General features: G+C 70.3%; 20 protein-coding genes. 12 read left to right on the forward strand and 8 right to left on the reverse strand.

Going from position 1 to position 25,435, the window contains the following annotated elements:
- Window positions 1-167: 167 nt before the first annotated feature.
- Entirely contained in the window at window positions 168-1,607 is a 1,440-nt protein-coding gene (gene gndA, locus AB0I18_RS32430) for an NADP-dependent phosphogluconate dehydrogenase (RefSeq protein ID WP_363109205.1), read from the reverse strand.
- A gap of 319 nt (window positions 1,608-1,926) precedes the next feature.
- Here gndA and AB0I18_RS32435 point away from each other — a divergent pair, with 319 nt between their 5' ends.
- Entirely contained in the window at window positions 1,927-3,096 is a 1,170-nt protein-coding gene (locus tag AB0I18_RS32435) for a transglycosylase family protein (protein WP_363109206.1), read from the forward strand.
- On the opposite strand, the gene AB0I18_RS32440 is transcribed toward AB0I18_RS32435, so the two are convergent.
- A complete protein-coding gene (locus AB0I18_RS32440) occupies window positions 3,086-4,450 on the reverse strand; it encodes a DMT family transporter (protein ID WP_363109207.1) in 1,365 nt (454 codons plus the stop codon). The genes AB0I18_RS32435 and AB0I18_RS32440 overlap by 11 nt on opposite strands.
- A gap of 222 nt (window positions 4,451-4,672) precedes the next feature.
- Here AB0I18_RS32440 and AB0I18_RS32445 point away from each other — a divergent pair, with 222 nt between their 5' ends.
- From AB0I18_RS32445 to AB0I18_RS32475, 7 genes are all read left to right on the forward strand, one after another.
- Window positions 4,673-5,401, forward strand: a complete 729-nt coding sequence (locus AB0I18_RS32445) for a (2Fe-2S)-binding protein (RefSeq protein ID WP_363109208.1) — start codon at window positions 4,673-4,675, stop codon at window positions 5,399-5,401.
- Window positions 5,402-5,495: 94 nt separating this feature from the next.
- On the forward strand, window positions 5,496-6,668 hold the full coding sequence (glgA, locus tag AB0I18_RS32450; protein WP_363109209.1) for a glycogen synthase: 1,173 nt from the start codon (window positions 5,496-5,498) through the stop codon (window positions 6,666-6,668).
- A gap of 92 nt (window positions 6,669-6,760) precedes the next feature.
- Window positions 6,761-7,981, forward strand: coding sequence for a glucose-1-phosphate adenylyltransferase (glgC, locus tag AB0I18_RS32455; protein ID WP_363109210.1), 1,221 nt, complete (start codon window positions 6,761-6,763; stop codon window positions 7,979-7,981).
- A 76-nt stretch (window positions 7,982-8,057) separates the two neighbouring features.
- Window positions 8,058-8,501 (forward strand): HIT family protein, encoded by a 444-nt coding sequence (locus AB0I18_RS32460; protein ID WP_363109211.1) that lies wholly within the window; start codon window positions 8,058-8,060, stop codon window positions 8,499-8,501.
- Between the two features lie 148 nt (window positions 8,502-8,649).
- The gene (locus AB0I18_RS32465) at window positions 8,650-11,304 is read left to right on the forward strand and encodes a PA14 domain-containing protein (protein ID WP_363109212.1); all 2,655 of its coding nucleotides are present in this window, start codon (window positions 8,650-8,652) and stop codon (window positions 11,302-11,304) included.
- Between the two features lie 146 nt (window positions 11,305-11,450).
- On the forward strand, window positions 11,451-12,794 hold the full coding sequence (locus AB0I18_RS32470) for a wax ester/triacylglycerol synthase family O-acyltransferase (RefSeq protein ID WP_363109213.1): 1,344 nt from the start codon (window positions 11,451-11,453) through the stop codon (window positions 12,792-12,794).
- A 180-nt stretch (window positions 12,795-12,974) separates the two neighbouring features.
- Entirely contained in the window at window positions 12,975-14,474 is a 1,500-nt protein-coding gene (locus tag AB0I18_RS32475) for an SDR family NAD(P)-dependent oxidoreductase (protein ID WP_363109214.1), read from the forward strand.
- A gap of 121 nt (window positions 14,475-14,595) precedes the next feature.
- Here AB0I18_RS32475 and AB0I18_RS32480 read toward each other — a convergent pair whose 3' ends face one another.
- From AB0I18_RS32480 to AB0I18_RS32495, 4 genes are all read right to left on the reverse strand, one after another.
- Window positions 14,596-15,396, reverse strand: a complete 801-nt coding sequence (locus AB0I18_RS32480) for an SDR family oxidoreductase (protein WP_363109215.1) — start codon at window positions 15,394-15,396, stop codon at window positions 14,596-14,598.
- Window positions 15,397-15,509: 113 nt separating this feature from the next.
- Window positions 15,510-15,977 (reverse strand): hypothetical protein, encoded by a 468-nt coding sequence (locus tag AB0I18_RS32485; RefSeq protein WP_363109216.1) that lies wholly within the window; start codon window positions 15,975-15,977, stop codon window positions 15,510-15,512.
- Window positions 15,978-16,081: 104 nt separating this feature from the next.
- On the reverse strand, window positions 16,082-16,711 hold the full coding sequence (locus AB0I18_RS32490; protein ID WP_363109217.1) for an MBL fold metallo-hydrolase: 630 nt from the start codon (window positions 16,709-16,711) through the stop codon (window positions 16,082-16,084).
- Window positions 16,711-17,799: an S-(hydroxymethyl)mycothiol dehydrogenase gene (locus AB0I18_RS32495; RefSeq protein ID WP_363109218.1), complete on the reverse strand. Its 1,089-nt coding sequence runs from the start codon at window positions 17,797-17,799 to the stop codon at window positions 16,711-16,713. The genes AB0I18_RS32490 and AB0I18_RS32495 overlap by 1 nt, the downstream gene beginning before the upstream one ends.
- Window positions 17,800-18,191: 392 nt before the next feature.
- On the opposite strand from AB0I18_RS32495, the gene AB0I18_RS32500 reads away from it, so the two are divergent.
- Both AB0I18_RS32500 and AB0I18_RS32505 read left to right on the forward strand, forming a co-directional pair.
- Window positions 18,192-18,365: a hypothetical protein gene (locus AB0I18_RS32500; RefSeq protein ID WP_363109219.1), complete on the forward strand. Its 174-nt coding sequence runs from the start codon at window positions 18,192-18,194 to the stop codon at window positions 18,363-18,365.
- A 65-nt stretch (window positions 18,366-18,430) separates the two neighbouring features.
- Window positions 18,431-18,913 (forward strand): GNAT family N-acetyltransferase, encoded by a 483-nt coding sequence (locus tag AB0I18_RS32505; protein WP_363109220.1) that lies wholly within the window; start codon window positions 18,431-18,433, stop codon window positions 18,911-18,913.
- 97 nt (window positions 18,914-19,010) lie between these two features.
- Here AB0I18_RS32505 and AB0I18_RS32510 read toward each other — a convergent pair whose 3' ends face one another.
- Window positions 19,011-20,354: an amidase gene (locus AB0I18_RS32510; protein WP_363109221.1), complete on the reverse strand. Its 1,344-nt coding sequence runs from the start codon at window positions 20,352-20,354 to the stop codon at window positions 19,011-19,013.
- A gap of 373 nt (window positions 20,355-20,727) precedes the next feature.
- Between AB0I18_RS32510 and AB0I18_RS32515 the strand changes: the two genes are divergently transcribed.
- Both AB0I18_RS32515 and AB0I18_RS32520 read left to right on the forward strand, forming a co-directional pair.
- Window positions 20,728-22,536 (forward strand): family 20 glycosylhydrolase, encoded by a 1,809-nt coding sequence (locus tag AB0I18_RS32515; RefSeq protein ID WP_363109249.1) that lies wholly within the window; start codon window positions 20,728-20,730, stop codon window positions 22,534-22,536.
- A gap of 30 nt (window positions 22,537-22,566) precedes the next feature.
- Window positions 22,567-24,135, forward strand: a complete 1,569-nt coding sequence (locus AB0I18_RS32520) for an alpha-L-fucosidase (RefSeq protein ID WP_363109222.1) — start codon at window positions 22,567-22,569, stop codon at window positions 24,133-24,135.
- Window positions 24,136-24,290: 155 nt separating this feature from the next.
- Here the strand turns inward: AB0I18_RS32520 and AB0I18_RS32525 are convergent, their stop codons facing one another.
- Entirely contained in the window at window positions 24,291-25,334 is a 1,044-nt protein-coding gene (locus tag AB0I18_RS32525) for a LacI family DNA-binding transcriptional regulator (protein ID WP_363109223.1), read from the reverse strand.
- Between the last annotated feature and the right edge of the window lie 101 nt (window positions 25,335-25,435).

Below are 25,435 nucleotides of genomic sequence, written 5' to 3' on the forward strand. Positions count from 1 at the left end.
GGCGCGCCCACGTCGAACCGCCGACGCGGGGACGTCGAGGATCTGATCGGCTTCCCCCGTCCGGCACGCCTCGTCAGGGGCGCCCCGTAAGGGGCGCGGGGAACTGCGCGACCAGCCCCCACCGGCCCGCAGGTCACGCACGCCCCTTCCCGCGAAGCGATCCGAACTCAGCCCGCAACCTCGGCCCGGTCCCCGCCCCACATCGTGTGGAACGACCCCTCCCGGTCCGTACGCCGATACGTGTGCGCCCCGAAAAAGTCCCGCTGCCCCTGCGTGAGCGCCGCAGGCAACCGCTCGGCGCGCAGCGCGTCGTAGTAGGCGAGCGCCGCCGCAAACCCCGGAGTCGGCACACCCTGGTGCACCGCGGAGACGAGAACCGCCCGCCAGTCGTCCTGCGCCGCCCCGATCTCCTGCGCGAACGTCTCGTCGGCGAGGAGGCTCGGCAGATCGGCCCGCGCGTCGTACGCGGCACGGATCCGGTCGAGGAACGCGGCACGGATGATGCACCCGCCACGCCAGAGGGCGGAGACCTCGCCCAGATCGATGTCCCAGCCGTACTCGGCGCTCCCCGCGGCGATCTGGTGGAAGCCCTGCGTGTACGACACGATCTTCGACGCGTACAGCGCCTGCTCCACCTGGTCGGCGAAGGCCGCCGCGTCCGACTCGTCCATCGGCTCGGCCTTCGGCCCGGCGAGTGCGCGCGAGGCCTCGCGCAGCTCGGTGTGGCCCGACAGGGACCGGGCGAAGACCGCCTCGGCGATGCCCGACACCGGCACGCCCAGGTCCAGCGCGATCTGCACGGTCCAGCGGCCCGTGCCCTTCTGCTCCGCCTGGTCCTGGACCACGTCGACGAACGGCTTGCCCGTCGCCGCGTCCACGTGCGACAGGACCTCGGCGGTGATCTCGATCAGGTAGGAGTCCAGCCGCCCGGTGTTCCAGGTGCGGAAGATGTCCGCGATCTGCGCGGGGGAGTAGCCCGCCACATCACGCAGCAGCTGGTATGCCTCGCCGATCAGCTGCATGTCGGCGTACTCGATGCCGTTGTGCACCATCTTCACGAAGTGGCCGGCGCCGTCGGGACCCACGTGCGTGACGCAGGGCGTCCCGTCCGCCGCCTTCGCGGAGATCTTCTCCAGCATCGGGCCGAGCGAGTCGTACGACTCCACCGGACCGCCCGGCATGATGCTCGGACCGAGCAGCGCGCCCTCCTCGCCGCCGGAGATACCGGCGCCGACGAAGTGGATGCCCTGCTCGCGCAGCTCGCGCTCCCGGCGCCGGGTGTCCGCGAAGTGCGCGTTGCCGCCGTCGATGATCATGTCGCCGGGCTCCAGGAGCGGGGCGAACTCGTGGATCACCGCGTCGGTCGGCTCGCCGGCCTTCACCATGATGACCAGGCGGCGCGGCCGTTCGAGGGCGGCCACGAACTCCTTGGCGGTATCCGCCGCGACGAAGGTGCCCTCGCTGCCGAACTCCTCCACCAGCGCGTGCGTGCGCGAGGCCGTCCGGTTGTGCAGGGCGACCGTGTATCCGTTGCGTGCGAAGTTACGGGCGAGATTGCGCCCCATGACCGCGAGACCCGTGACGCCGATCTGGGCTGATGTGCTCATACGGTTTGGCTCCTAAAAGGTCCTGAATCGGTGGTGCCGGTCGTGCCGCCAGTATTGCCCCACTGACCATCCTGACTTGCCCGTTCGCCGACCGCACGTCCTGAACTGCCGATGATGTGTACGCAGTGAAGCCGCGACTGCCTCAGCGCCCTGCCGAACTTCGCCGTCACGTCCGCCACGGACGTATGCACAACGAGTCACGAACGAGGGTGTATTCCCGGTCACTTGGCGGGATGACGCGGCTGGTTGTCCTCTTGTCACGGCCTGTTAGCAGCGTTTACTTTTGCCGCTCCTGACGCTTGTCTAGGGGGGCTCCATCATGGCCGTACGCGGCCGGCACCGCCGGTATCAGCCGAACAGGATCAACCGCGCCTCTCTGACCGTCTCGGTGGGCGGCGCCGGCATGGCGATACCGCTCATCGGTACCGGCGTCGCGCACGCGGCCGACGTCGACACCTGGAACAAGGTGGCCGCCTGCGAGTCGACCAACAACTGGGACATCAACACCGGCAACGGTTACTACGGCGGACTGCAGTTCAGCCAGTCCACCTGGGAGGCCTACGGTGGCCGGGCCTACGCGGCGCGCGCCGACCTCGCCACCAAGGACCAGCAGATCGCCGTCGCCGAGAAGGTCCTCAAGGGTCAGGGACCCGGCGCGTGGCCGACCTGTTCGGTGCGGGCCGGCCTCACCCGCGGTGGCGACACCCCCGACATCAACCCGTCGGGCACCTCCACGAAGGACACCAAGCGCACCGTCCGCGACGTACAGCCGCAGACCACGCCCCAGTCGCAGGCCGGCACCGCCGAGATGTACACGGTCGTCCGCGGCGACACGCTGTCCGGCATCGCGGGCTCCCGCGAAGTGCGGGGCGGCTGGCGCCAGTTGTACGACACCAACCGCAAGACGGTGGGCGCCGATCCGGACATGATCGTTCCCGGCCAGCGACTCAGCCTGAAGACGAAGGCCAAGCCGGACACGGACGACAAGTCCAAGCCGACCGACAAGGCCTCGACCGACAAGGCGTCGACGGAGAAGGCCTCTTCGGAGGGGAAGACCGAGAAGAAGAAGGCCGGTTCCTCGACGGGCTCCCTCACGGCCCCGGTGAGCGCCGGCACCGGAACGGCCTATCGTGCCGCGGGCTCCTCCTGGTCGAAGGGCTACCACACGGGCGTCGACTTCCCGGTGCCCACCGGCACGTCGGTCAAGTCGGTCGCGGCGGGCACCGTCGTGACCGCGGGCTGGGGCGGATCCTTCGGATACCAGGTGGTGATCCGGCACGGAGACGGCCGCTACAGCCAGTACGCCCACCTGTCGGCGATCTCCGTGAAGAGCGGGCAGAGCGTGGTGAGCGGCCAGCGCATCGGCCGTTCCGGTTCCACGGGCAACAGCTCGGGCCCGCATCTGCACTTCGAGGTGCGGACGGGGCCCGGTTTCGGCAGCGACATCGATCCGGTCGCCTATCTGCGCGCGGGTGGCGTCAGGATTTGACGCCGGAACGGATTCCCGTGGAACGGATCCCCATCGGTGCGGGGAGCAGCATCGGCAGGTAGGCCAGCCCGTAGTAGGCGCCGGGCCACGGAGCGTCGTCCGTGGCGTCCGGCGTCTCACCGGCCGCGGGGGGCCCGTTGGCCTCGGAGGGCGGCAGGAAGGCCTCCTCCCGCGCGGAGACCGGCCCCCCGGCGGACGCGAGCGCCTTCTCCCGTACGTCACGGACTCCCGCCTTGTCACGTGACGTGAGTGGCTTCTCCCGTACTTCGGCGTTGTTGTTCCGTGCCACCGCGTTGTTGTTCCGCATCCCTGCGTCGTCCCGCACGCCCGCGGAGACCAGCTGGTCTGTCGGGACGAGCTGTTCCGCCGAGACCAACCGCTGTTCGACCGCGACGGGCTGCTCGGGCAGGACGGCGGTCTCCGTGAAGCGGCCCGGCAGGGCGTTCATGGAGTCCACGGACACCTCGGGCTCGGGTGCCCCGGCCGCCGCCGGAACCGGCTGCTCCGGAAGCTCCGCGCCGCTGACGCTGCTGATGCGCTCCGTGGTGAGCAGGATCAGGCCGCCCGCGGCGACGACACCGGCGCCCAGCGCGAGGGCGGTGCCCGTCTCGCCGTAGCGGAAGGTTTCTCCGAACATCGTGAGGCCGACCGCGGCGGCCACGATGGGGTTTACGACCGTCAGCGTGGCCAGCGGAGCCGCGAGACCGGCGCCCCGGTAGGAGGCCTGCGACAGGAGCATGCCGGCGGTCGCCAGGACGCCGATCACGGCGAGGCTCGGCAGGTCGGCGAGCGAGACGCCGCCCGTCCAGTCCACCGCGACCGTCTTCGTGAACACCGACGACATACCGAAGGCAACACCGGCCGCGATCGCCAGCAGGATGCTGCGGACCGCCGGGTGGCGGTGCACCGCGCGGGCCGCCATCATCAGCGCCACCACCGCGCCACCGGTGACCAGGGCCACCACCACGCGCTGGGTGCTGTTCAGGGACTGCGAGTCGGCCGTGCTGACCAGTGCCAGCAGTACGGCCAGACCGACCGTCGCCATGATCGCGCCCCGCCAGGCCGTCGCCCCGGCCCTGCGGCGGACGAAAACGGCCGCCATGGGAAGCGCGAACACGATGGTCAGCGCGCCCAGCGGCTGGACCAGGCTGAGCGGCCCGTAGGCCAGCGCCACGACGTGCAGCAGTCCGCCGAGGCCGTTGAGACCCACGGCGATCCACCAGGCGACCTGACGCATGGGAGCGTACGACTGGCCCGGCGTCGACGCCGCGACCTGTTCCTGCACGATCGCACCGCCGGCGTAGGCCACGGCGGAGACGAGGGAGAGCAGCACGGACAGCACCAGGGCGTTCATGCGTCACTCCTCCTCGTGTGGTTGTCGGGCTCCGGCGAGCGGAGCGTCCGGCGCGGCGAACCGTCGGCTTCCATGGTTAATACGATCCCTCGTGAAAGGTCCCGTGTCGTCGTACCTGAGCAGTCAATGGGTCCTACTGCCGATGGAGTACGTCCTTGTCCCGGTCATCCCCAGGGTGGGTATCACCGGGTACAACCCTCCTGATGGCGCCCTTATGCCCGCTTGGTGTATTTGATCTCCGTGGACCTCGACCCCGATCTCAACCGGCTGGCTTCTCTCGAAGGTTTCTTCGCCCTGCGCACAGGACGACCGTCGCTGCCGACGCTCGCGGAGGCGTACGCGGCACCCTGCGTCACGATCAAAGGGGATCCGCTTACTTTCCGTGTCCGCAAGGTGGCGCGACTGCTGGACGCGCCCGAGGTACGGATCGCGGTCTCGGTGACGCAGCAGGGACTCGCGGCCCGGCTGTGGTCGGTGGCCCTGGGCGCGGCCGCGCTGTACGGGCGGCTGCCCGACCTCGACCCGCGGCTGCTGCGCTGGGACGCGGACGGCAGCGCCCCGGACGACCTGTGGCTCTCCGAGGTGCGCGCGCTGCCCGGCGACACGGCGATGATCCGGCGGGTCGTGCACCACGGCCACCTCGAACCCCTCGCGGCGGCCCTGCGCGCCCGGCACCCCGTCGCCGCAGGCCTGCTGTGGGGCAACGCGGCCTCCGCGCTGGCCGGAGCCGCCCGCGAACTCGACCGGTGGGCCCGCGCCAATGGCCGTCCAGAGGTGGGCGATCGCGGCCGCGCACTCGCCGTGGACCTCCTCGACCACCCCGACCTGCGGGACACCGGCACCCTGAACGGCACGGCGTTCCGTCGGCGCAGCTGCTGCCTCTACTACCGGATTCCCGGCGGCGGAGTATGCGGGGACTGCTGTTTCGCGCGTCCTCCCCGTCGAGTCTGAGCACGGAACCCGGCGGGGCTTCCGTTGCGGTCTTCCCCAAGAGCCACTTCTGGGTGACCATGTGGGAATCAGCCGCTGAGACAGGGGGTTCCGGGTGCGAGTGGGACTGCTTACCCGGGAGTACCCGCCGGATGTGTACGGCGGTGCGGGGGTCCATGTGGAGTTCCTCGCCCGGGAGTTGAGGCCGCTCGCCGACCTGGACGTGCACTGCTGGGGCGAGGGCGCCGCGGGCGGAGTCGTACGGCACCGGTCCTGGCCCACCCTCGACGGCGCGAACGACGCGTTGCGCACCTTCTCGGTGGACCTCTCCATGGCCGCCGCCCTCGAAGGCCGGGAGCTCGTCCACTCGCACACCTGGTACGCCAACCTCGCCGGCCACTTCGCGAAGCTGCTGTACGGCGTCCCGCACGTCATGACCGCCCACTCCCTGGAGCCGCTGCGCCCCTGGAAGGCCGAGCAGCTCGGCGGCGGCTACGCCCTCTCCAGCTGGGCGGAGCGCACCGCGATCGAGGCCGCCGACGCCGTGATCGCCGTCTCCGGTGCCATGCGCGAGGACATCCTCGGCTGCTATCCGTCCCTGGACCCGGCAAAGGTGCGCGTCGTGCACAACGGCATCGACACCTCCCTCTACCAGCCGGACCACGGAACGGACGTCATCACCCGCGTCGGCCTAGACCCGAGCCGCCCGTACGTCCTGTTCGTCGGCCGCATCACGCGCCAGAAGGGCGTGCCCCACCTGCTGCGCGCGGTACGGGACATCGACCCGGCCGCGCAGGTCGTGCTGTGCGCGGGCGCCCCCGACACGCCGGAGATCGACCAGGAGTTCCGCGACCTCTACCAGGAGCTCAGCCGGGTACGCGAGGGTGTGCACTGGATCCCGCAGATGCTGCCGCGCCCGGACGTGATCCAACTCCTCACGCACGCCACCGCGTTCGTCTGCCCCTCGGTGTACGAGCCCCTGGGCATCGTCAACCTGGAGGCGATGGCCTGCGGCACGGCCGTCGTGGCCTCGCGGGTCGGCGGGATTCCCGAGGTCGTCGCGGACGGCGAGACCGGGCTGCTGGTGTCCCTCGAGGGTTCCGCCGACGGGCCCGCCGAGGAGTACGAAGCGCGGCTGGCGCGTGCCCTCGACTCGCTGCTCGCCGATCCGGAGACCGCCCGGAGGATGGGCGAGGCGGGACGGGAGCGTGCGGTGCGGGAGTTCGGATGGGACGCGGTGGCCCGGCGCACGGTCCAGCTGTACGAGGAACTCCTCAAACAGGCGTAGCCCACGGGGGAATAGTCGTCCGACCAGGGGTAGTTCTCTGGCAGGCGTGGTTCAAAGAACGTGGCACAACAGGGCGGTAGAGGGGCGGCGGCATGCGACGCGGTGGACCTTCGGTGCTGGGAATCGTGCTGGCAGGCGGTGAGGGCAAGCGACTGATGCCCCTGACCGCGGACCGGGCGAAACCCGCGGTGACATTTGGCGGAACGTATCGCCTGGTGGATTTCGTACTTTCCAATCTCGTCAACGCCGACATCCTGCGCATCTGCGTGCTCACGCAGTACAAGTCGCATTCCCTGGACCGGCACATCACCACGACCTGGCGGATGTCGAGCCTGCTCGGCAACTACGTCACTCCGGTGCCGGCCCAGCAGCGCCTCGGCCCGCGCTGGTATCTGGGCAGCGCCGACGCGATCCTGCAGTCGCTGAACCTGGTGCACGACGAACAGCCCGAGTACATAGCGGTGTTCGGCGCCGACCACGTCTACCGCATGGACCCGCGGCAGATGCTGAACCAGCACATCGAGAGCGGGGCTGGCGTGACCGTCGCGGGCATCCGGGTGCCGCGGGGCGAGTCGTCGTCCTTCGGCGTCATCGCCCCCGGGTCCGACGGCCAGACCGTCGACAGCTTCCTGGAGAAGCCCGCCGACCCGCCGGGCCTCCCGGACGACCCCGAGTGCGTCTTCGCCTCCATGGGCAACTACCTCTTCACCACCAAGGCCCTGGTGGAGGCGCTGCACCGGGATGCCGAGGACCCGAACTCCGTGCACGACATGGGCGGTTCCATCCTGCCCATGCTCACGGACCGCGGCGAGGCCCAGCTGTACGACTTCAGCGAGAACCACGTCCCCGGAGAGACGGTCCGGGACCAGGGCTACTGGCGTGACGTCGGCACGCTCGACGCGTACTACGACGCCCACATGGACCTGATCGCGGAGCGGCCCGCCTTCAACCTGTACAACCGCAGCTGGCCGATATACACCCACTCCGGTCAGCTGTCGCCCGCCCGCTTCAACGCCGGCGGCATCGCGAGCGAGTCGATCGTCAGCGCGGGCTGCCTGATCCGCGGCCAGGTCACGCGCTCGGTGCTCTCCCCGGGTGTCGTCGTCGACCCGGGCGCCGTCGTCCAGGGCTCGGTCCTGCACGACAACGTGCACATCGGCCGGGGCGCGGTCGTACGCGGCGCCGTCCTCGACAAGAACGTACAGGTGCCACCGGGAGCGACGATCGGCGTCAACCCGGAACGGGACCAGGAGCTCTACACGGTCTCCAAGGGAGGCGTGATCGGGCTGGGCAAGGGCCAGCAGGTGCCGTAGAGGAGAGGTCGTCCCGTCGTTCCGTCGGTCAGTAGTGGTCCGGCGAGTGGTCCAGTCAGCCGTCCAGGAGAGGGCCGTGGTCGTCAGCGAGTGCGTCTTCTGCGCCATCGCGCAGGGCCAGGCCGAGGCGAGCACCGTCTACGAGGACGACGCGGTGGTGGCCTTCATGGACCTCCAGCCCGTCACGCCCGGCCATCTCCTGGTCGTCCCCAAGGCACACGCGGTGGGCCTGGAGGACCTCGACGAGACCCTGGGCGCCCATGTGTGGGTGGTGGCCCACCGGCTGGCCCGCGCGCTGCGCCGCTCGGCCCTGCGCTGCCGCGGCATCAACTTCTTCCTGGCCGACGGCGAGGCCGCCTTCCAGGAGGTCTTCCACGTGCACCTGCACGTCTTCCCGCGCTTCGCCGGGGACGACTTCCGGATCGACGCGAACTGGCAGGTGCGCGAGCGTGCCGAGCTCGACGAGAGTGCCGCCGCCGTCCGCGCCGGGCTGGCGGCACTCGCTCCTCGGCAGCGCTGAAGAGACTGCCGGCTTGTCATGAGCCTGGACAGGACTCGTGGTGCGTGCTGTCATGCCAACTGCCGTTCCTGACAACGTTATCCAAGATCGACCACCCCTGGAGCGACGAGCCGCCACCTTCCTCGAGCCCGCAAGCAAGGAGGAACACGTGCGCATCAGACGACCCAGAAGACTTGAACGTCCCAGAAGACTCGAACGACTCAGAGCCCGACTCGCCTTACTGCTCGCAGCGGTACTCGGTATCGCCGGACTCACCGCCGCCCCCACCGCCGCGGCGCCCGACGACCCCGTCGAGGTGCACGGCCTCAAGGGCGAGTACTACACCCAGTCCGCCCCCGGAGCCTTCGACTTCCACGAGCTCAAGGCCACCGGGTTCGACCCGAAGCTCGACTTCGACAACCTCGAACCACGGCTGAACCTCGCCACCGGACGGTCCGACGACGTCAGCGTCCGCTGGACCGGGAAGATCGTGCCGGAGAAGACCGGTCCGACCACGTTCTCCGTCATCGGTGACAACGGCTTCCGGCTGTGGGTCGACGGGAAGCTCCTCATCAACCACTGGGTCGACGACTGGGACCGGGAACAGACCGCCGAACCCGTCGACCTGACGGCGGGCCGCGCCTACGACATCAAGGTCGAGTACTTCGAGCACTACGGCGGCTCGAACCTCCACCTGCGCTGGACGGAGCCCGGCGGCAGCAAGGAAGCCGTCCCGCAGTCGGCGTTCCGGCTCCCGGACGGCTACGACTACGACGGAGCCGTCGCGGCCACCGTCCTCAAGGACGGCCGCACCCTCAGGCTCGACTTCGCGCAGGAACTCGCCGCGCCCCCGGCCGGACTGACCGACCACATCGAGGCGGTCATCGGCGGCACCAAGTGGCCGCTTACCACAGCCAAGCTGGACCCCGCGGACTCCAGGGCCCTGCTCGTCGGCCTCTCGGAACCGGTCGTCGGCAACAAGACCGGCACCGCTCGGGGCACGACCGACCTCCGCTACGACGGCGAGGGCGGTCTCTCCGGCTCCGATGGCAACGTTGTCGGCGCCTTCTGGACCAGCGGGCCGAACCACTCCACGTACCAGCTGCGCACCAAGTGGGCCGACGAGGTGGGCCCGGGCAACGCCCATCCCGAGTACCCCAGGCCGCAGTTGAAGCGTGACGCCTGGCGGAACCTCAACGGGCGGTGGCAGTTCGCCGCGGCCGAGGCGGGGGAGAAGCCCCCGGTCGGCAAGCAGCTGACGGAGCGGATTCTCGTCCCCTACCCGGTGGAGTCCCAGCTCTCGGGCATCGAACGGCACGAGGACCGCATGTGGTACCGCCGCACCTTCACCGTCCCCGCCGACTGGGACATCGGCTCCGGCAAACGGCTGCGGCTCAACTTCGGCGCCGTCGACTGGCGGTCCGAGGTGTACGTCAACGGCACCAAGGTCACCGAACACCAGGGCGGCTACGACAAGTTCAGCGCCGACATCACGGCCGCGCTCAAGCCAGGCCGCACTCAGGAGCTGATCGTCGGCGTCCACGACCCGACCGACTCGGCGGACGGCGAGAACCCGCCCGTCGGCAAGCAGCGCCTCGACCCCAGCGGCATCTGGTACACCCCGTCCTCCGGTATCTGGCAGACCGTGTGGATGGAACCGGTCGCCGCCGACCACGTCGACTCGCTGAAGCTCACACCGGACGTCGAGAACGGCCGACTCGGCCTGGAGGCAAAGGGCGTTCGAGACGGCGTCCCGGTCACGGCAACGGCGTACGAAGGAAAGCGGAAGGTCGCCACGGTGAGTGGCCGCACCGGACAGCCGCTCTCCCTGAAGATCCCCGACGCACGGCTGTGGTCCCCGGACGACCCGTTCCTCTACGACCTCAGGGTGAGCGTCGGGCGCGACCGGGTCGACAGCTACTTCGGGATGCGGTCCGTCGCCGTCGAGAAGGTGAACGGCACCCCGCGTACGGTCCTCAACGGCGAGCCCGTCTTCATGATGGCCACGCTCGACCAGGGCTTCTGGCCGGACGGCCTGCACACGGCACCCACCGACGAGGCCCTCGCGTACGACCTCAAGGCGCACAAGGAGATGGGCTTCAACTCGGTCCGCAAGCACATCAAGGTGGAGCCGGACCGCTGGTTCCACTGGGCCGACAGGCTCGGACTGCTGGTCTGGCAGGACATGCCGTCCATGCGCTCCGACCGCACCCCGGACACCGCGGCCCGTGCCCAGTACGAGCGCGAGATGAAGGAGATGATCGACGAGCACGCGAGCAGTCCCTCGGTCGTCATGTGGGTCACCTTCAACGAGGGCTGGGGCCAGTACGACCAGGCCCGCATCGCCGACCAGGCCAAGGCGTGGGACCCGACGCGGCTCGTCAACAACATGAGCGGCCTCAACTGCTGCGGAGCGGTCGACGGCGGCAACGGCGACATCGCCGACGCACACGGCTACCCGACCCCTCTGCTGCCCGCACCCGACGGGAAGAGAGCGCTGGTCAGCGGCGAGTACGGCGGCCTCGGGCTCGCGGTGCCCGGACACGCCTGGTCGGTGCAGATGACGTACGTGAACGCCGACCCGGCGACCTACACGGACGACTACCTGGCCCGCCTCGGCGAGGTGCGCGCGCTGGTCTGCCGGGGCGGCAACGGCGCCGTCTACACCCAGATATCCGATGTGGAAGGGGAGCTGAACGGCCTCATGACGTACGACCGCAAGGTCACCAAGCCCGATGTGCCACGGCTGAAGGCCGCGCACGAGGCGCTGATCCGCGATGCGTCCCGGGCGGCCCCCACGGGTTGCCCTGTCACCGACAGCTGACCCCGTAGGCCACATGGGTCCCGCCCCTTTCACCTGGGGCGGGACTTAATCTGGTGTTAACTGTGCGTAGCTTGATCGTACTTGACCGTAATCGCTCTGTCGGGATTGACTGCTGGCTCACCCGTCGTCGACGCGAGAGCAAGCCATTGACTTCTGACCTGCTCGCACCACTCGACCTGGCGTTCTGGAACATCGAGTCCGCCGAGCACCCCATGCACCTCGGGGCACTCGGGGTCTTCGCGGCGAACTCGCCCGCCGCGGCCCCGCACGCGGCCGAACTGCTCGCGGCCCGCGCGGCCGGCGTCCCCGGACTGCGCATGCGCATCCGTGACGTCTGGCAGCCGCTCGACCTGCGGCAGCCGTTGGCCTTCGCCTTCGGCGGCGCCGCCCGCGAGCCCGCCCCCGACTTCGAACCGTTCGACCACGTTCGGCTGCACGCGCCCGTCGCCGACTTCCACGAGGCCGCGGGCGCGATCATGCAGCGGCCCCTGGAGCGCGGGAAGCCGCCGTGGGAGGCACATGTGGTGCCCGGCGTGGACGGCACCTCCTTCGCGGTGCTCTTCAAGTTCCACCACGCCCTGGCCGACGGCCTGCGAGCACTGACGCTCGCCGCGGCGCTCATGGATCCCATGGACATGCCGACGCCCCGACCGCGCCGTGAGGAGCCCTCCCGGGGCTTCTTCCCGGACGTCCGCAAACTGCCGGGCCTGGTCCGCGGCACGCTCTCCGACGTGGGCCGGGCCCTCGACATCGGTACGTCCGTCGCGCGCGCCACCTGGGGCGTCCGGTCCTCCGCCGCCCTGGTCTCCGAGCCGACCGGCACCCGCCGCATCGCGGGCGTCGCCGTCGAACTCGACGACGTGCACAAGATCCGCAAGAGCGCCGGAGGCACCGTCAACGACGTCCTGATCGCCGTCGTCGCCGGCGCCCTGCGCCGCTGGCTCGACGAGCGCGGCGACGGCAGCGACGGCGTCGCGCCCCGCGCCCTGATCCCCGTCTCACGGCGCCGTCCACGCACCGCGCACCCGCAGGGCAACCGGCTCTCCGGCTACCTGATGCGGCTTCCCGTCGACGACCCGGATCCGCTCGGCCGGCTCGGCACGGTCCGTATGGCCATGGACCGCAACAAGGACGCGGGGCCCAACCGGGGCGCCGGCGCCGTCGCCCTGCTCGCCGACCACGTGCCGGCGCTCGGACACCGGATTGGCGGTCCCGTCGTCGGTCAGGCCGCCCGGCTGCTCTTCGACATCCTGGTCACCAGCGTGCCGCTGCCCAGCCTCGGCATGAAGCTCGGCGGCTGCCCGCTCACCGAGGTCTATCCGCTCGCCCCGCTGGCCCGCGGCCAGTCCCTCGCGGTCGCGGTCTCCACGTTCCGCGGCCGCGTCCACTACGGGCTCGTCGCCGACGCGGAGGCCGTGCCCGACCTCGACCTGCTGGCCAAGGCCGTCTCCGCCGAGGTGGAGGAACTGATCACCGCCTGCGTGCTCTGAACCGCCGCCCGCGGGTACGGGGACAGCCACTCGCGGGTCCCGTGGATCTCCGTCCACGGGCCCGCGGGAGGACCGGTGATCATCTCGGGTTTGGTGCATTTGCCTGCGCTCCGTAAAATTCCGCCTTCGAAAGCGAACGCGGTTCGAGCGCGGCGCGAAACCCGAGAAACGGCAACGACGATGACGGTGACAGACGACAGCCAGGCGGCCCCCGCCGTGGACACGGCAGAGGCGGCCGCGGAGGACTCGTTCGGTCCCGGCATCGACCCGGAGCGGCTGGCCGTCTGCCTCAGCGTGCTCGAAGAGCTGGAGAAGATCGAGGTCGACCACCCCGACGCGATCGCCGTGCGCCGGGCCACCGCGGGCGTCTACCGCACGGTCAAGCAGCGCCGCCGCCAGGAGCGCCGGGCCGCCAAGACCGCGCACGACAAGGCGGTCACCGAGTCCACGGCCACCGGCTCCGCCCAGCGGATCGACGACGAGACGGAGGGCATCCTGCCCTCGTCCGTGACCGACGCCGGCGAGATCGCGGGGATACTCGAGCGCCCGCGCTCCTGCTACACCTGCAAGACGCGGTACGTCGAGGTCGACTACTTCTACCACCAGCTCTGCCAGAACTGCGCGGCCGAGAACCGGTCCCGCCGCGACGCCCGCACCGACCTCAGCGGCAAGCGCGCGCTGCTCACCGGCGGCCGCGCCAAGATCGGCATGTACATCGCGCTCAGGCTGCTGCGCGACGGCGCGCACACCACGATCACCACGCGCTTCCCGAACGACGCGATCCGCCGCTTCAAGGCCATGCCCGACAGCGACGAGTGGATCGGCCGTCTGAAGATCGTCGGCATCGACCTGCGCGACCCCGCCCAGGTCGTCGCCCTCGCCGACTCCGTCGCCGCCGAGGGCCCGCTCGACATCCTGATCAACAACGCGGCCCAGACCGTACGCCGCTCCCCGGGCGCCTACACCGAACTGCTCGCCGCCGAGTCCGGCCCGCTGCCCGCCGGCGAACTGCCGCCCGCCGAGGTGATCGGTACCTTCGGCTCCGGCGCCGTGGCAGCGCTGCCCGTTCCCGGGGGCGGCGCGCTGACCGCGCAGGACGTCACCGACCTGGCCCTCGTGTCCGGCTCGGCCTCCCTGGAGCGGATCGCCGCCGGTACGGCCATCGACGCGGGCGGGCTCGTCCCCGACCTGCACGACACCAACAGCTGGATCCAGGCCGTCGAGGAGGTCACGCCGGTCGAGCTCCTGGAGGTCCAGCTCTGCAACTCCACCGCGCCGTTCATCCTCATCAGCCGCCTGCGCGCGGCGATGGCGGCCGCCGCGGCCAAGCGCACGTACATCGTGAACGTCTCCGCCATGGAGGGTGTCTTCAACCGCGGCTACAAGGGCGCGGGCCACCCGCACACCAACATGGCCAAGGCCGCGCTCAACATGCTCACCCGCACCAGTGCCCAGGAGATGTTCGAGAAGGACGGCATCCTGATGACCGCCGTCGACACCGGCTGGATCACCGACGAGCGGCCGCACCCGGACAAGATGCGCCTCGCCGACGCCGGCTTTCACGCGCCGCTCGACCTGATCGACGGGGCGGCCCGGGTGTACGACCCGATCGTGCGCGGGGAGCAGGGCGAGGACTTGTTCGGGGTCTTTCTTAAGGACTACGCGCCCGGCAAGTGGTAGTCGCTCCGCGGGAAGGGCTGTCGAGAAGCGCTGACGGGAAGCGCCGTCGGGAACCTGCGGGTCGGCTGTGGCTGGTCGCGCCCACGCGGCGGAGCCGCATGGTGTTGCAGCCCCGCGCCCCTTACGGGGCGCGTTGTGCGCGCAGGCGCTCGTGCACTGCGTACGCCGTAGTCGTGTGGGCCGCGCGTACTCGCGTCCCGCCGTCCACCAGCAGGTCTGCCCCTGTGATCCACTGCGCCGCGTCCGAGGCCAGCCATACCACGGCCCGGGCGATGTCGTCCGGCTCGCCGATCCGGCCGAGCGGCAACCCGGCGGCGACCTCGTCCTCGCCGTGCTCCCACACGAAGCGGGCCATCTCCGTGCGGACGAGGCCGGGGGAGACGGAGTTGACCCGGACTCCGGGGGCCAGCTCGCCCGCGAGCTGCTGGGTGAGGTGAAGCAGCGCCGCCTTGCTCGTGCCGTACGCGCCGACCTGCGGCCCGACATGTCCGGCGCCCTCGGTGCAGATGTTGACCACCGAGCCGCCGTGCTCGCCCATCCAGGCCCGCCAGGCGCACTGCACCAACCGCAGCGGCGCCTCCACGTTGACCGTGAACGCCTCGCGCCAGCGGTCCGGGTCGGCGTCCATGAGAGGACCGTAGGGCTCGTTCGTCGCCGCGTTGTTCACCACGACGTCGATCCGGCCGAACTCGCGCAAGGCCAGTCCGGTCAGCTCCCGCAGATGCGCCGGATCGGCGACCGAGCCCGCGAGCCCCACGCCACCGAGGTCCTCGGCGGCCCGGTGCACCCCGTCCAGGTCACGCGCCGTCACACACACCCGCGCCCCCGCCGCACGCAGCGCCTCGGCGACGGCCAGCCCGATCCCGCGCGAGGCCCCGGTCACGATCGCGGCCTTGCCGTTGAGCCCGTACGGCGATGTCATCCGCGTACGGTCTCATGACGGACCGTCAGCCGACAGACCTCGGTAGGGAGTGCGAGGCCGACAGGCAGCTCTCCTGGGCCGGGGTCGCCGGGGTCGCCCGGGTCGCCCGAACGTCAGTCGACGGTCCGCAGCTGTGTGTGCCGGGCCGACACCAGTTCCAGCACCGTGCGCCAGTCCTCCAGGACCCCGGCGTCGAGGCCTGCTGTCCGGGCGGCCTCTTGCGCCTGTCGCAGGACGAGTACGTCTTCCATGACCTCGCCCATGACCGGACCGTTCTCCCACCCCTCCCTGTGGAGGCGTACGAGACAGGAGACCCGCTCGCCGAGCAGTGGCCGAACCGCGTCGGCCGCACGGGCCGGGTGTCCCGCGTGGTCGCCCGCCCGGAGCAGCTGCCCGATGCCGTGCACCAGGCCCGCCACCTGGAGCTCCTTGTCCGCCGGGCGACTTCGGCGCAGCAGCGCGGCGGTCTGCAGCGCGTGGTCGTGCAGATCGACCGGGCGGCCGCCGCCGGCCGGGGTGTCCCAGGCTCCACGGCAGGCGTGCAGCAGATCCATCAGCTCATCGACGCTGCGCAGCTCCATGCGCCAGTCCTCCCTGCGGGCGAGAAAGGCCGTTGTCCCGCGCCAGCAGACCATGGCCAGCTTTCAGCCGCACCAACGGCAACTGAACCGTGGGCGGCCCCGTCTCAGTGACCTCGGTCGATCCACTCCTGGACGTGCGGGGCCTCGGCGCCGACCGTCGTCGAGTCGCCGTGGCCGGTACGGACCACCGTCTCGGCGGGCAGGGCGAGCAGCCGGGACCGGATCGACTCGACGATCGTCGGGAAATGGGAGAACGACCGGCCGGTGGCGCCCGGTCCGCCCTGGAACAGGGTGTCGCCCGTGAAGACGGTGCCCAGCGCCGGAGCGTGCAGGCAGACCGCGCCCGGAGCGTGGCCCGGTGTGTGCAGGACGGTCAGCTCCACCCCCGCCACGGCGAGCCGCCGGCCGTCGGACAGTTCACCGTCCGGGAGCCGGTCCGGGTGGGTCTGCTTCCACAGCGGGAGGTCGTCCGGGTGGAGCAGAATCGGTGCGCCGGTGCGGGCGGCCAGGGCCGGGGCGGCGTCGATGTGGTCGTTGTGGGCGTGGGTGCAGACGATCGCCAGGAGCGTCCGGCCGCCGAGCGCCTCGGCGATGGCGTCGGCGTCGTGCGCCGCGTCGATGACCACGGCCTCCGAGTCGTCGCCCACGATCCACACGTTGTTGTCGACGTCCCAGGTGCCGCCGTCCAGGCTGAAGGTGCCGGAGGTGACCAGGTGTTCGATACGGGCGGTCATCACAGCACCACCACCGAGCGCAGTACGTCACCCTCGTGCATGCGGTCGAAGGCCTGCTCCACGGCGTCCAGCGCGATCGTCTCCGTCACGAACGCCGCCAGATCCAGACGGCCCTGCTGGTGCAGGTCGATCAGCATCGGGAAGTCGCGCGAGGGCAGACAGTCGCCGTACCAGGAGGACTTGAGCGAGCCGCCGCGGCCGAAGACGTCCAGGAGGGGCAGTTCGAGCTTCATCTCCGGTGTCGGGACACCGACCAGGACCACCGTGCCCGCCAGGTCGCGGGCGTAGAACGCCTGCTTGTACGTCTCCGGGCGGCCGACGGCCTCGATGACGACGTCGGCCCCGAAGCCGCCCGTCAGCTCGCGGATCGCCTCGACCGGGTCCGTCTCCTTGGAGTTCACCGTGTGCGTGGCGCCCATCGTGCGGGCCGTCTCCAGCTTCCGCTCGTCGATGTCGACCGCGATGATCCGCGCCGCGCCGGCCAGCCGGGCTCCGGCGACGGCCGCGTCGCCCACACCACCGCAGCCGATGACCGCCACCGAGTCGCCGCGGCCGACCGCGCCGGTGTTGATGGCCGCGCCGATTCCGGCCATCACCCCGCAGCCGAGCAGTCCCGCGACCGCCGGGGACACGGACGGGTCCACCTTGGTGCACTGACCGGCCGCGACCAGGGTCTTCTCCGCGAAGGCGCCGATACCCAGGGCGGGGGAGAGCTCGGTGCCGTCCTCCAAGGTCATCTTCTGCTTCGCGTTGTGCGTGTCGAAGCAGTACCAGGGGCGGCCGCGCAGACAGGCTCGGCACTGGCCGCACACCGCACGCCAGTTGAGAACGACGAAGTCACCGGGTGCCACATCGGTGACATCCTCGCCGACCGCCTCCACGACACCGGCCGCCTCGTGGCCGAGCAGGAAGGGATAGTCGTCGCTGATGCCGCCCTGCTTGTAGTGCAGGTCGGTGTGGCAGACCCCGCAGGCCTGCACCTTCACCACGGCCTCGCCGGGACCCGGGTCCGGGATGAGAATCGTCCGGATCTGCACCGGCTCGTTCTTTCCTGGTGCGATGACACCGCGCACCTGCTGGACGGCCATGTCGAGCTCCTTCGCGTGGACAGATGGGGCGTTGATCATGTTGGCACAGGGCCGGACGAGTGGATCCGTGCCTGTGGACAACCGAGTGAAACATGCCGAACTGATGGCCGAATGGACACCGGACGACTTCAGACGGTTACACCTTGTTTTCAGCCCCATCGAGCGGGAGCCCGCTCATATGGTTACTCTGTACGCGGCGGACAGTCTTTTGGGTTCCACCCACACCCACGGTCCGTCCCGGGACAAGCCGGTCATCACGGCCTGCTCTCACACGAGTAAACCGGCGCCACCGCGTCCGAAGTGCCCAACTCAAACTCGAGCGGGCGTCAGGCGACCGGCAGCAGACTGGTCCTGCACGCCCCGAGGGTGATCCGACACATAAGGAGTGCGCGGTGACACCGGAGAAGACGAATCTCGATCAGGGTCCCAAGGAACGTACGGAGCGCGCGGGCCGCCGGCCGGAGAAACTCGGCAGCCTCGACGTGTGGGCCCGGTCCGCCCCGATCCGCCTGGCGGGTTACGAGGACGACCTCGCCGAGCCCCACATCCTGCCCAGCGTGGACTGACCGCCCAGGTCCACCGCAGGACCCTCTCGATCGCTGATCGGCGTGGACGTGCCAGACTCACGTCCATGCTGATCAGAGAAGCCGTGGCCGCCGACTGGCCACGGATCTGGCCTTTCTGGCACCGCATCGTCGCCGCCGCCGAGACCTACGCCTGGGACCCGGACACCTCCGAAGAGGCGGCCCGCGCCCTGTGGATGGCACCGGGCAAGCGCGTGTACGTCGCCGAGAACGACACCGGAGCCGTCGTCGGCTCCGCGTACACCACCCCCAACTACGGTGGCCCCGCCGCCGGCGTCGCCAACGCCGGCTTCATGATCGACCCGGACCACGCCGGCCAGGGCATCGGCCGCACCCTGGCCGAACACGTCCTCACAGCGGCGAAGACCGACGGCTACCGAGCCATGGTCTTCAACGCCGTCGTGGAAACGAACCCCGCCGTAAAACTATGGACCTCACTCGGCTTCACCATCCTGGGTACGGTTCCCGACGCATACGACCACCCGCACCACGGCCGAGTAGGCCTACACATCATGTACCGAGTCCTGTAAGCCGCGTCGAGATAGGCGCGCCCCAAAGGGGCGCGGGGAACTGCGCGACCAGCCACAACCGGCCTGCAGCTTCACGACTACCTGCGGGTGTTTCCGGTCACCCCAGCGGAGCTGTACGTCGCCAGGGACGCAGCTCCTCCAACTGCCCGGCCAGCTCCAGCAAGCCCGCCTCCGCCCCAGGCCGCCCAACCAGCTGGACAGCACACGGCACACCAGACGGCAGCACCCCGAACGGCACCACCATCGCCGGCCACCCCGTGAGGTTCCAAGGCGGCGTCAAGGGCGAGTAGTTCGTGTTGGCCCAGACATTCCGCAGCCACCCACGCTCGTGCCACTCCGCGGCAGCGGGCCCCCGCCGAGCCAGAGCGGGCGTCAGCAGCACATCATGCTCCGCAAAGAACGGCTCCAACCGCTCCCGCAACTGCTCTCGCCGCGCACCACCCCGCACAGACCCCACGAAGCGCCGCCCCACCGCGGCGTGAACCCGCGTCCGCCGAGCGAGCCGCCGCCGGTCAAGCCCTTCGGCGTCCACGGCTGTCCCCGCCGTCCAGTGCGCGAGCGCGGTCGTCCCCAGCCACAGCGGGTACGGCGGATCGGCCCGCCGAACCCGATGCCCCGCACTCGCCAGCAACACGGCCGCCTGACGAGCCGCGGCCGCGTAGGGCCGGCTGACGGTCACACCGACCAGAGGGCTGCGCACGGAGACGGCGACGGTACGGGCGACAGGCTCCTCGGCGCGTACGACATCCGTGGCGGCCAGGACCGAGAACATCAGCCGGGCATCCTCGACCGTCGTCGCCAGGGGGCCGTTCTCGGACATGCCGAACCAGTCGCCGTGGCCGATGTCCGCCGGGATCGTTCCGTGGCCCGGCTTCAGGCCTATGAGGCCGCAGTTGGCGGCGGGTATGCGCAGCGAGCCCATGCCGTCGTTGCCGATCGCGATGGGCACCATCCCGGCGGCGACCGCGGCCGCGCTGCCCCCGGAGGAGCCGCCCGCCGTGCGCGCGGTGTCCCAAGGGTTGCGGGCGATGCCGTGCACACCGTCCGTGGTGCCGAAGACGCAGAGTTCCGGGACGTTGGTGAGGCCCACCACGACGGCGCCCGCCGCGCGCAGCCTGGCCACCGTGACGTGGTCCCGGCCGGCCGGGGTGTCCGGGGTCGCGGCGGAGCCATTGCGGGTGGACTCGCCGCGTACGGACAGGTTGTCCTTGACCGCCACCGGCACACCGGCCAGCGGGAGTTCGGCCAGGTCGGCGCGAGACGCCACCTCGTCGGCCTCGACGAGTGCCGCCGCCGCGCGCAGGTGGCGGAAGGCGCCCACGCGGGCGTCCAGCAGCTCGATGCGCGCGATGTGCTCGGCCACCACCTCGCGGGGCGTGACTCGCTTCTCGCGTACGGCGGCGGCGATCTCGGCGGCGGTCCGGCCGACCCAGCTGGTCACGGGGGCTCCTCGGGGGCGTGGGCTACTGGTGAGTGCTTACTGGTGAGTACGAGGAGCACTGTGCCCGGATACGGGGCGTCGCGTCGAGAGCCGCCGCGCCCGGAAATCGCCCGGACATCGCTTGGACATTCGGTCCGCTCTTCTTGGACTTTTCGTGCCCTGGCCGTCCGGCTGTTCGCACGGACTGGCTGGTCATCCGACCACTGGCTCAACTTGGCCGACATCACACCCCATTGACAGGCTCTGAGGCCAGTCCAATCATCACACCTCCGATGAATGGGAGGTGCCCGTGACCACGGAAGCCAAGAGTACGTATCCAAGACGGTCCCGGCTGATCGGTGTGGTGACGGCTCTACTGCTGCTCACGGCACCCGTGCCGGTGGCGCGGGCGGCCGGGGCACCCGGGACGGCCGGGCCCACGCCCCCCGTCACCGTTCCCGCTCTCTCCAACTGGGCACCGGAAACCGGAAGTTACCTCTACGGGCGCGGTGCACGCCTCGTCGCGGACGGCGCGGCGGAGCGCCGCGTGGCCGACACCCTCGCCGATGATCTGCGCGCGGCGGGGCACGGCGCCCTCCCTGTGGTGAGCGGGGGCGCGCGCACGGGAGACATCGTTGTCGACGTCGCGCCCGCCAGAGCCGCACTCGGGAAGGAGGGGTACGAACTCCACGCGGGCCGACGCCTGTCGGTGACGGGCGCCACCGAGACCGGCGCCTTCTACGGCACCCGGACCGTCCTCCAGCTCCTGGCGCAGGGGGACCGGTTGCCCGCCGGCCGCACCGTCGACGTGCCGCAGTACAAGGAGCGCGGTGTCGGCGTCTGCGCCTGCTACATCCACATCACGACGGACTGGCTGGAGAACCTCGTACGCGACATGGCGTACAACAAGCTCAACCAGCTGCTGCTCGAACTGAAGGTGAAGAGCGACGCGCACCCCGAGGCCAACACCTGGGGCTACTACACCAAGGACGAGATCCGCCGCCTCGTCGCCCTCGGCGAGAAGTACCACGTCGCGATCATCCCGGAGATCAACTCCCCGGGCCACATGGACCCTTGGATCGAGAACCGCCCGGATCTCCAGCTCACCGACTCCGACGGGAACAAGCAGCCGTCCCGTCTCGACGTCACACAGCCGGCCGCCTTCGACTACTACACCAGCCTGATCGACGAGTACGCGCAGGTCTTCAAGGCCGACTCCTGGCACATGGGCGCCGACGAGTACATGCTCGGCTCCGACTTCGCCAAGTACCCGCAGGTCCTGGAGTACGCGCGGGCGAAGTACGGCGCGAACGCCACCCCGCAGGACGCGTTCATCGACTTCGTCAACCGCGTCCACGCCTTCGCGGCGGCCAAGGGCAAGAAGCTGCGCATCTGGAACGACGGGCTGACCGGCGACAACACCGTGCCCGTCACCGCCGGGACGACGGTCGAGCACTGGCTGAACGTGGCCACGAAACCGAGCCAACTTGTCGCGCAGGGCTACCCGTTGATGAATGCGGCGTACGCCCTGTATCTCGTCCGCGGCGGCTTCCACACGGACACCAAGGCGCTGTACGACCAGAGTTGGGACCCGCGCAGCTTCGAGGGCGAGAAGCTCTCGTCGCGGGAGGGCATCACCGGGGCGAAGATCAGCCTCTGGCCGGACAACGGACGCGGCGAGACCGAGAACGAGGTCGCGGTCGACACGGACCCGGCACTGCGGCATCTCGCGCAGGCCACCTGGGGGAATCCGCATCCGGACGCCACGTACGGGGAGTTCACCTCTCGCGCGGCGGCCGTGGGGCACGCACCCGGGTGGCGGGACCTCAGGCGGGTGCCGGTCGCGGACGGCACGTACACCTTCCGCGCCGCAACCGAACGGACCTTCCGCGCCGAGGTCGAGCGCACCCCGGACGGCTATGTGACCTTGAAGGCCGCGAACGGCTGTCTGGAGGTACGCGGCGGCAAACTCACGCTCAACGTGCCGCTCCAGCCCGGCGTCGAGGTGACCCAGGAGACCTGCGACGCGACGAACACGCTGCAGCGCTGGCAGTTGGTGCCGGCACCGGGCGGCTACCGACTCGTCAACGCGATCACGCAGATGGCCGTGCACGTCGCCGACGACGGACGGCTCGTCCAGTACCCGCCGGACCAACAGCCCCCGGCCGTCTGGACCTTGACCGCCCCGCCGACCGCCCGCTGATCTCTCGCCGACCTGAGGAGTCCTACCCGCATGGCCCTCTCCAGACGTCTCTTCGTCACGGCAGCCGCAGCTGTCGCCGCGTCCAGTGGTACGTCTCCGACACTTGCCTCCGCCGCCTCCGCGACCTCTGCCATCCCCTCCGCCTCCGCCGAAGAACCGTGGTACCGCATCCCCGTCAGCCCTGACGACACCCCGGAGGACCTGGTCCGCAAGGCCTCCCAAGTCCGGCCCACGGAACGGCAGATCACCTGGCAGAGCCTCGAACGCACCGCCTTCCTGCACTTCGGCGTGAACACCTTCACCGGCCTCGAATGGGGGATGGGGGACGAGGATCCCGACGTCTTCCAGCCCGTCGGCCTCGACACCGACCAGTGGGCCCGAGCCCTGCGCGACGGTGGCTTCAAGCTCGCCATCCTCACCGTCAAGCACCATGACGGCTTCGTGCTCTACCCCTCCCGCTATTCCAACCACACGGTGGCGTCGAGCAGTTGGCGCGACGGTCAGGGCGATGTCCTGCGGTCGTTCGCCGACTCGATGCGACGGCACGGCATCAAGGTCGGTGTCTACATCTCCCCGGCCGACGAGAACCAGTACCTGGACGGCGTGTACGCCAACGGCAGCGCGCGCTCCGAGCGCACGATCCCGACGCCGGTGGAGAACGACGACCGCACAGGCGGCCCCGAGTTCACACTCCAGGCCACCGACTACGGCGCCCACATGCTCAACCAGCTCTACGAAGTCCTCACCGAGTACGGGCCCGTCGACGAGGTCTGGTTCGACGGCGCCCAGGGCCGTATCCCGCCGGACAAGGTCGAGAAGTACGACTGGGACAGCTGGTACGAGCTGATCCGGACCCTCGTGCCGGACGCCACGATCGCCGTGTCAGGACCCGACGTGCGCTGGGTCGGCAACGAGGGCGGGTTCGCCCGCGAGAACGAGTGGAGCGTCGTACCCGTCCAGGAGAAGGACAACGGGCGCATGGACTTCGCGCTCTCGTACGACGCGCCCGACATGGGCGGCCGCGACGCGCTGGTCGCCGCGCAACCCGTGGCCGACTACCTGCAGTGGTGGCCGGCCGAGGCCGACGTGTCCATCCGGGAGGGGTGGTTCTACCATGCCGACCAACTGCCCAAGTCGGTCCAGCAGTTGACGGACATCTACTTCGGCTCGGTGGGCCGCAACTCAGTACTGCTGCTGAACGTGCCGCCGGACAAGGACGGTCTCCTCCCGGCCACCGACGTCACCCGCCTTCGGGAGTTCCGCGAACGGATCGACCGCGAACTGCCGGAGGACCTGGCGCGCGGGGCCCGGACGACGACTTCCCCGGGGACGATCACCATCGACCTCAACCGAACACGCGAGGTGAACCGGATCCGCCTCGCCGAGGACATCCGACACGGCCAACAGGTGGAGACCGTCGTGATCGAGGCCCACACAGGCGGAACCTGGAAGTGGGTGGCCGAGGCGGGCACGCTGGGCGCGAGCCGCATCCTGCTACTACCGACTCCCGTACGAGCAAGACACTGGCGAGTACGAGCGACGAGATCACGCGGCCCGGCACACCTGGCCCAGTTCGCCCTGTACCGCTCAAAAACCTGACGCTGTCGGGCTGGGGCGCACCCCAGCCCGCCCCTCAGGGGCGCGGGGAACTGCGCGCCCAGCCACATCCAACCCGCAGACGTCACACCACCGCTCCTCCCCGCCCTTCCAATCGTTGGGGTGGCCGTCGAAACCGACGGCCACCCCAACCCGGCTCAAGCCCCGCAGGGCCCGGTGCTGGCCCGCTCGATCAACCGCGGCACCGGCACCTGCACGGTCCGAGCCGGCCCACCGTCCACCAACGAGGTCAACTCCTTCGCCGCCGTCCGGCCGAACTCCACCGTGTCCCGGGACAGCGCCGACAGCCAGGGCTTGACCATGCGGCACAGCGCCGAGTCCTCCCAGGCGACGACCGACACGTCACCCGGCACCGAGAAACCCAGCTCCGTAGCGGCGGCGACCCCGGCGACGGCCATCACGTCGTTGTCGTAGACCAGCGCGGTCGGCGGCGAACCGCCCTCCAGAACCCGGCGCGTGACGGCGGCGCCCTCCGCGTCCGAGTAGTCCGTGGGCACCGAGCGCACCTCGGCGAGCCCACGCCGCTCGGCCTCGGCGCGCAGCGTACGGATCCGGCGCTCGGTGTGTGCGAGACCGGGGAGACCCGCGATGTGCACGATCCGGCGGTGCCCAAGCGCGTGCAGCCGGCCCACGACCGACGCCATGGCGCCCGCGTCGTCCGCCCAGACCGTGGACAGGCCCGGGTGCCGCGCGTCGGGCACCCCGCCGATGACCACGGCGGGCAGTCCCAGCTCGTCGAGCAGATCGGGGCGCGGATCGTCGGTCCGTGGGTCGACGACCATCACGCCGTCCACGCGGTGCTCCGCCCACCAGCGCCGGTACACCGCGCACTCGTCGGCCACGTCCTCGGCCACCTGGAAGAGCAGGCCGAGATGACGCTCGGACAGGACCTCCTGGATGCCCGAGATGAGCTGGAGGAAGAACGAGTCCACGCCCAGGGTGTCGGCCGGCCTGGCCAGCACAAGGCCGACCGTGGCCGCGCCCTCGCCGGACAGCTGGCGCGCCGCCGTGCTGGGCCGCCAGCCCAACTGCTCGGCGACCCGGCGCACCCGATCCCGGGTGATCTCGGAGACGCCCGGCCGGTCGTTGAGCGCGAAGGAGACCGCGCTCTCGGAGACCCCGGCGCGCTGCGCGATGTCCTTCATCGTCGGCCGGCGCGCGGGAGACCGCTTGGCTGGCAACCTTGCTCCCCATTCGAATGAAGCCGTGTACTAATGCGCTTGAGCTGGACCACTCTAAAGCGCATTAGTGATCGACCGCAAGAGTTGGTTTACGCGCTTGT

The sequence above is a fragment of the Streptomyces sp. NPDC050704 genome (assembly GCF_040654355.1).
Taxonomy (GTDB): Bacteria; Actinomycetota; Actinomycetes; order Streptomycetales; family Streptomycetaceae; genus Streptomyces.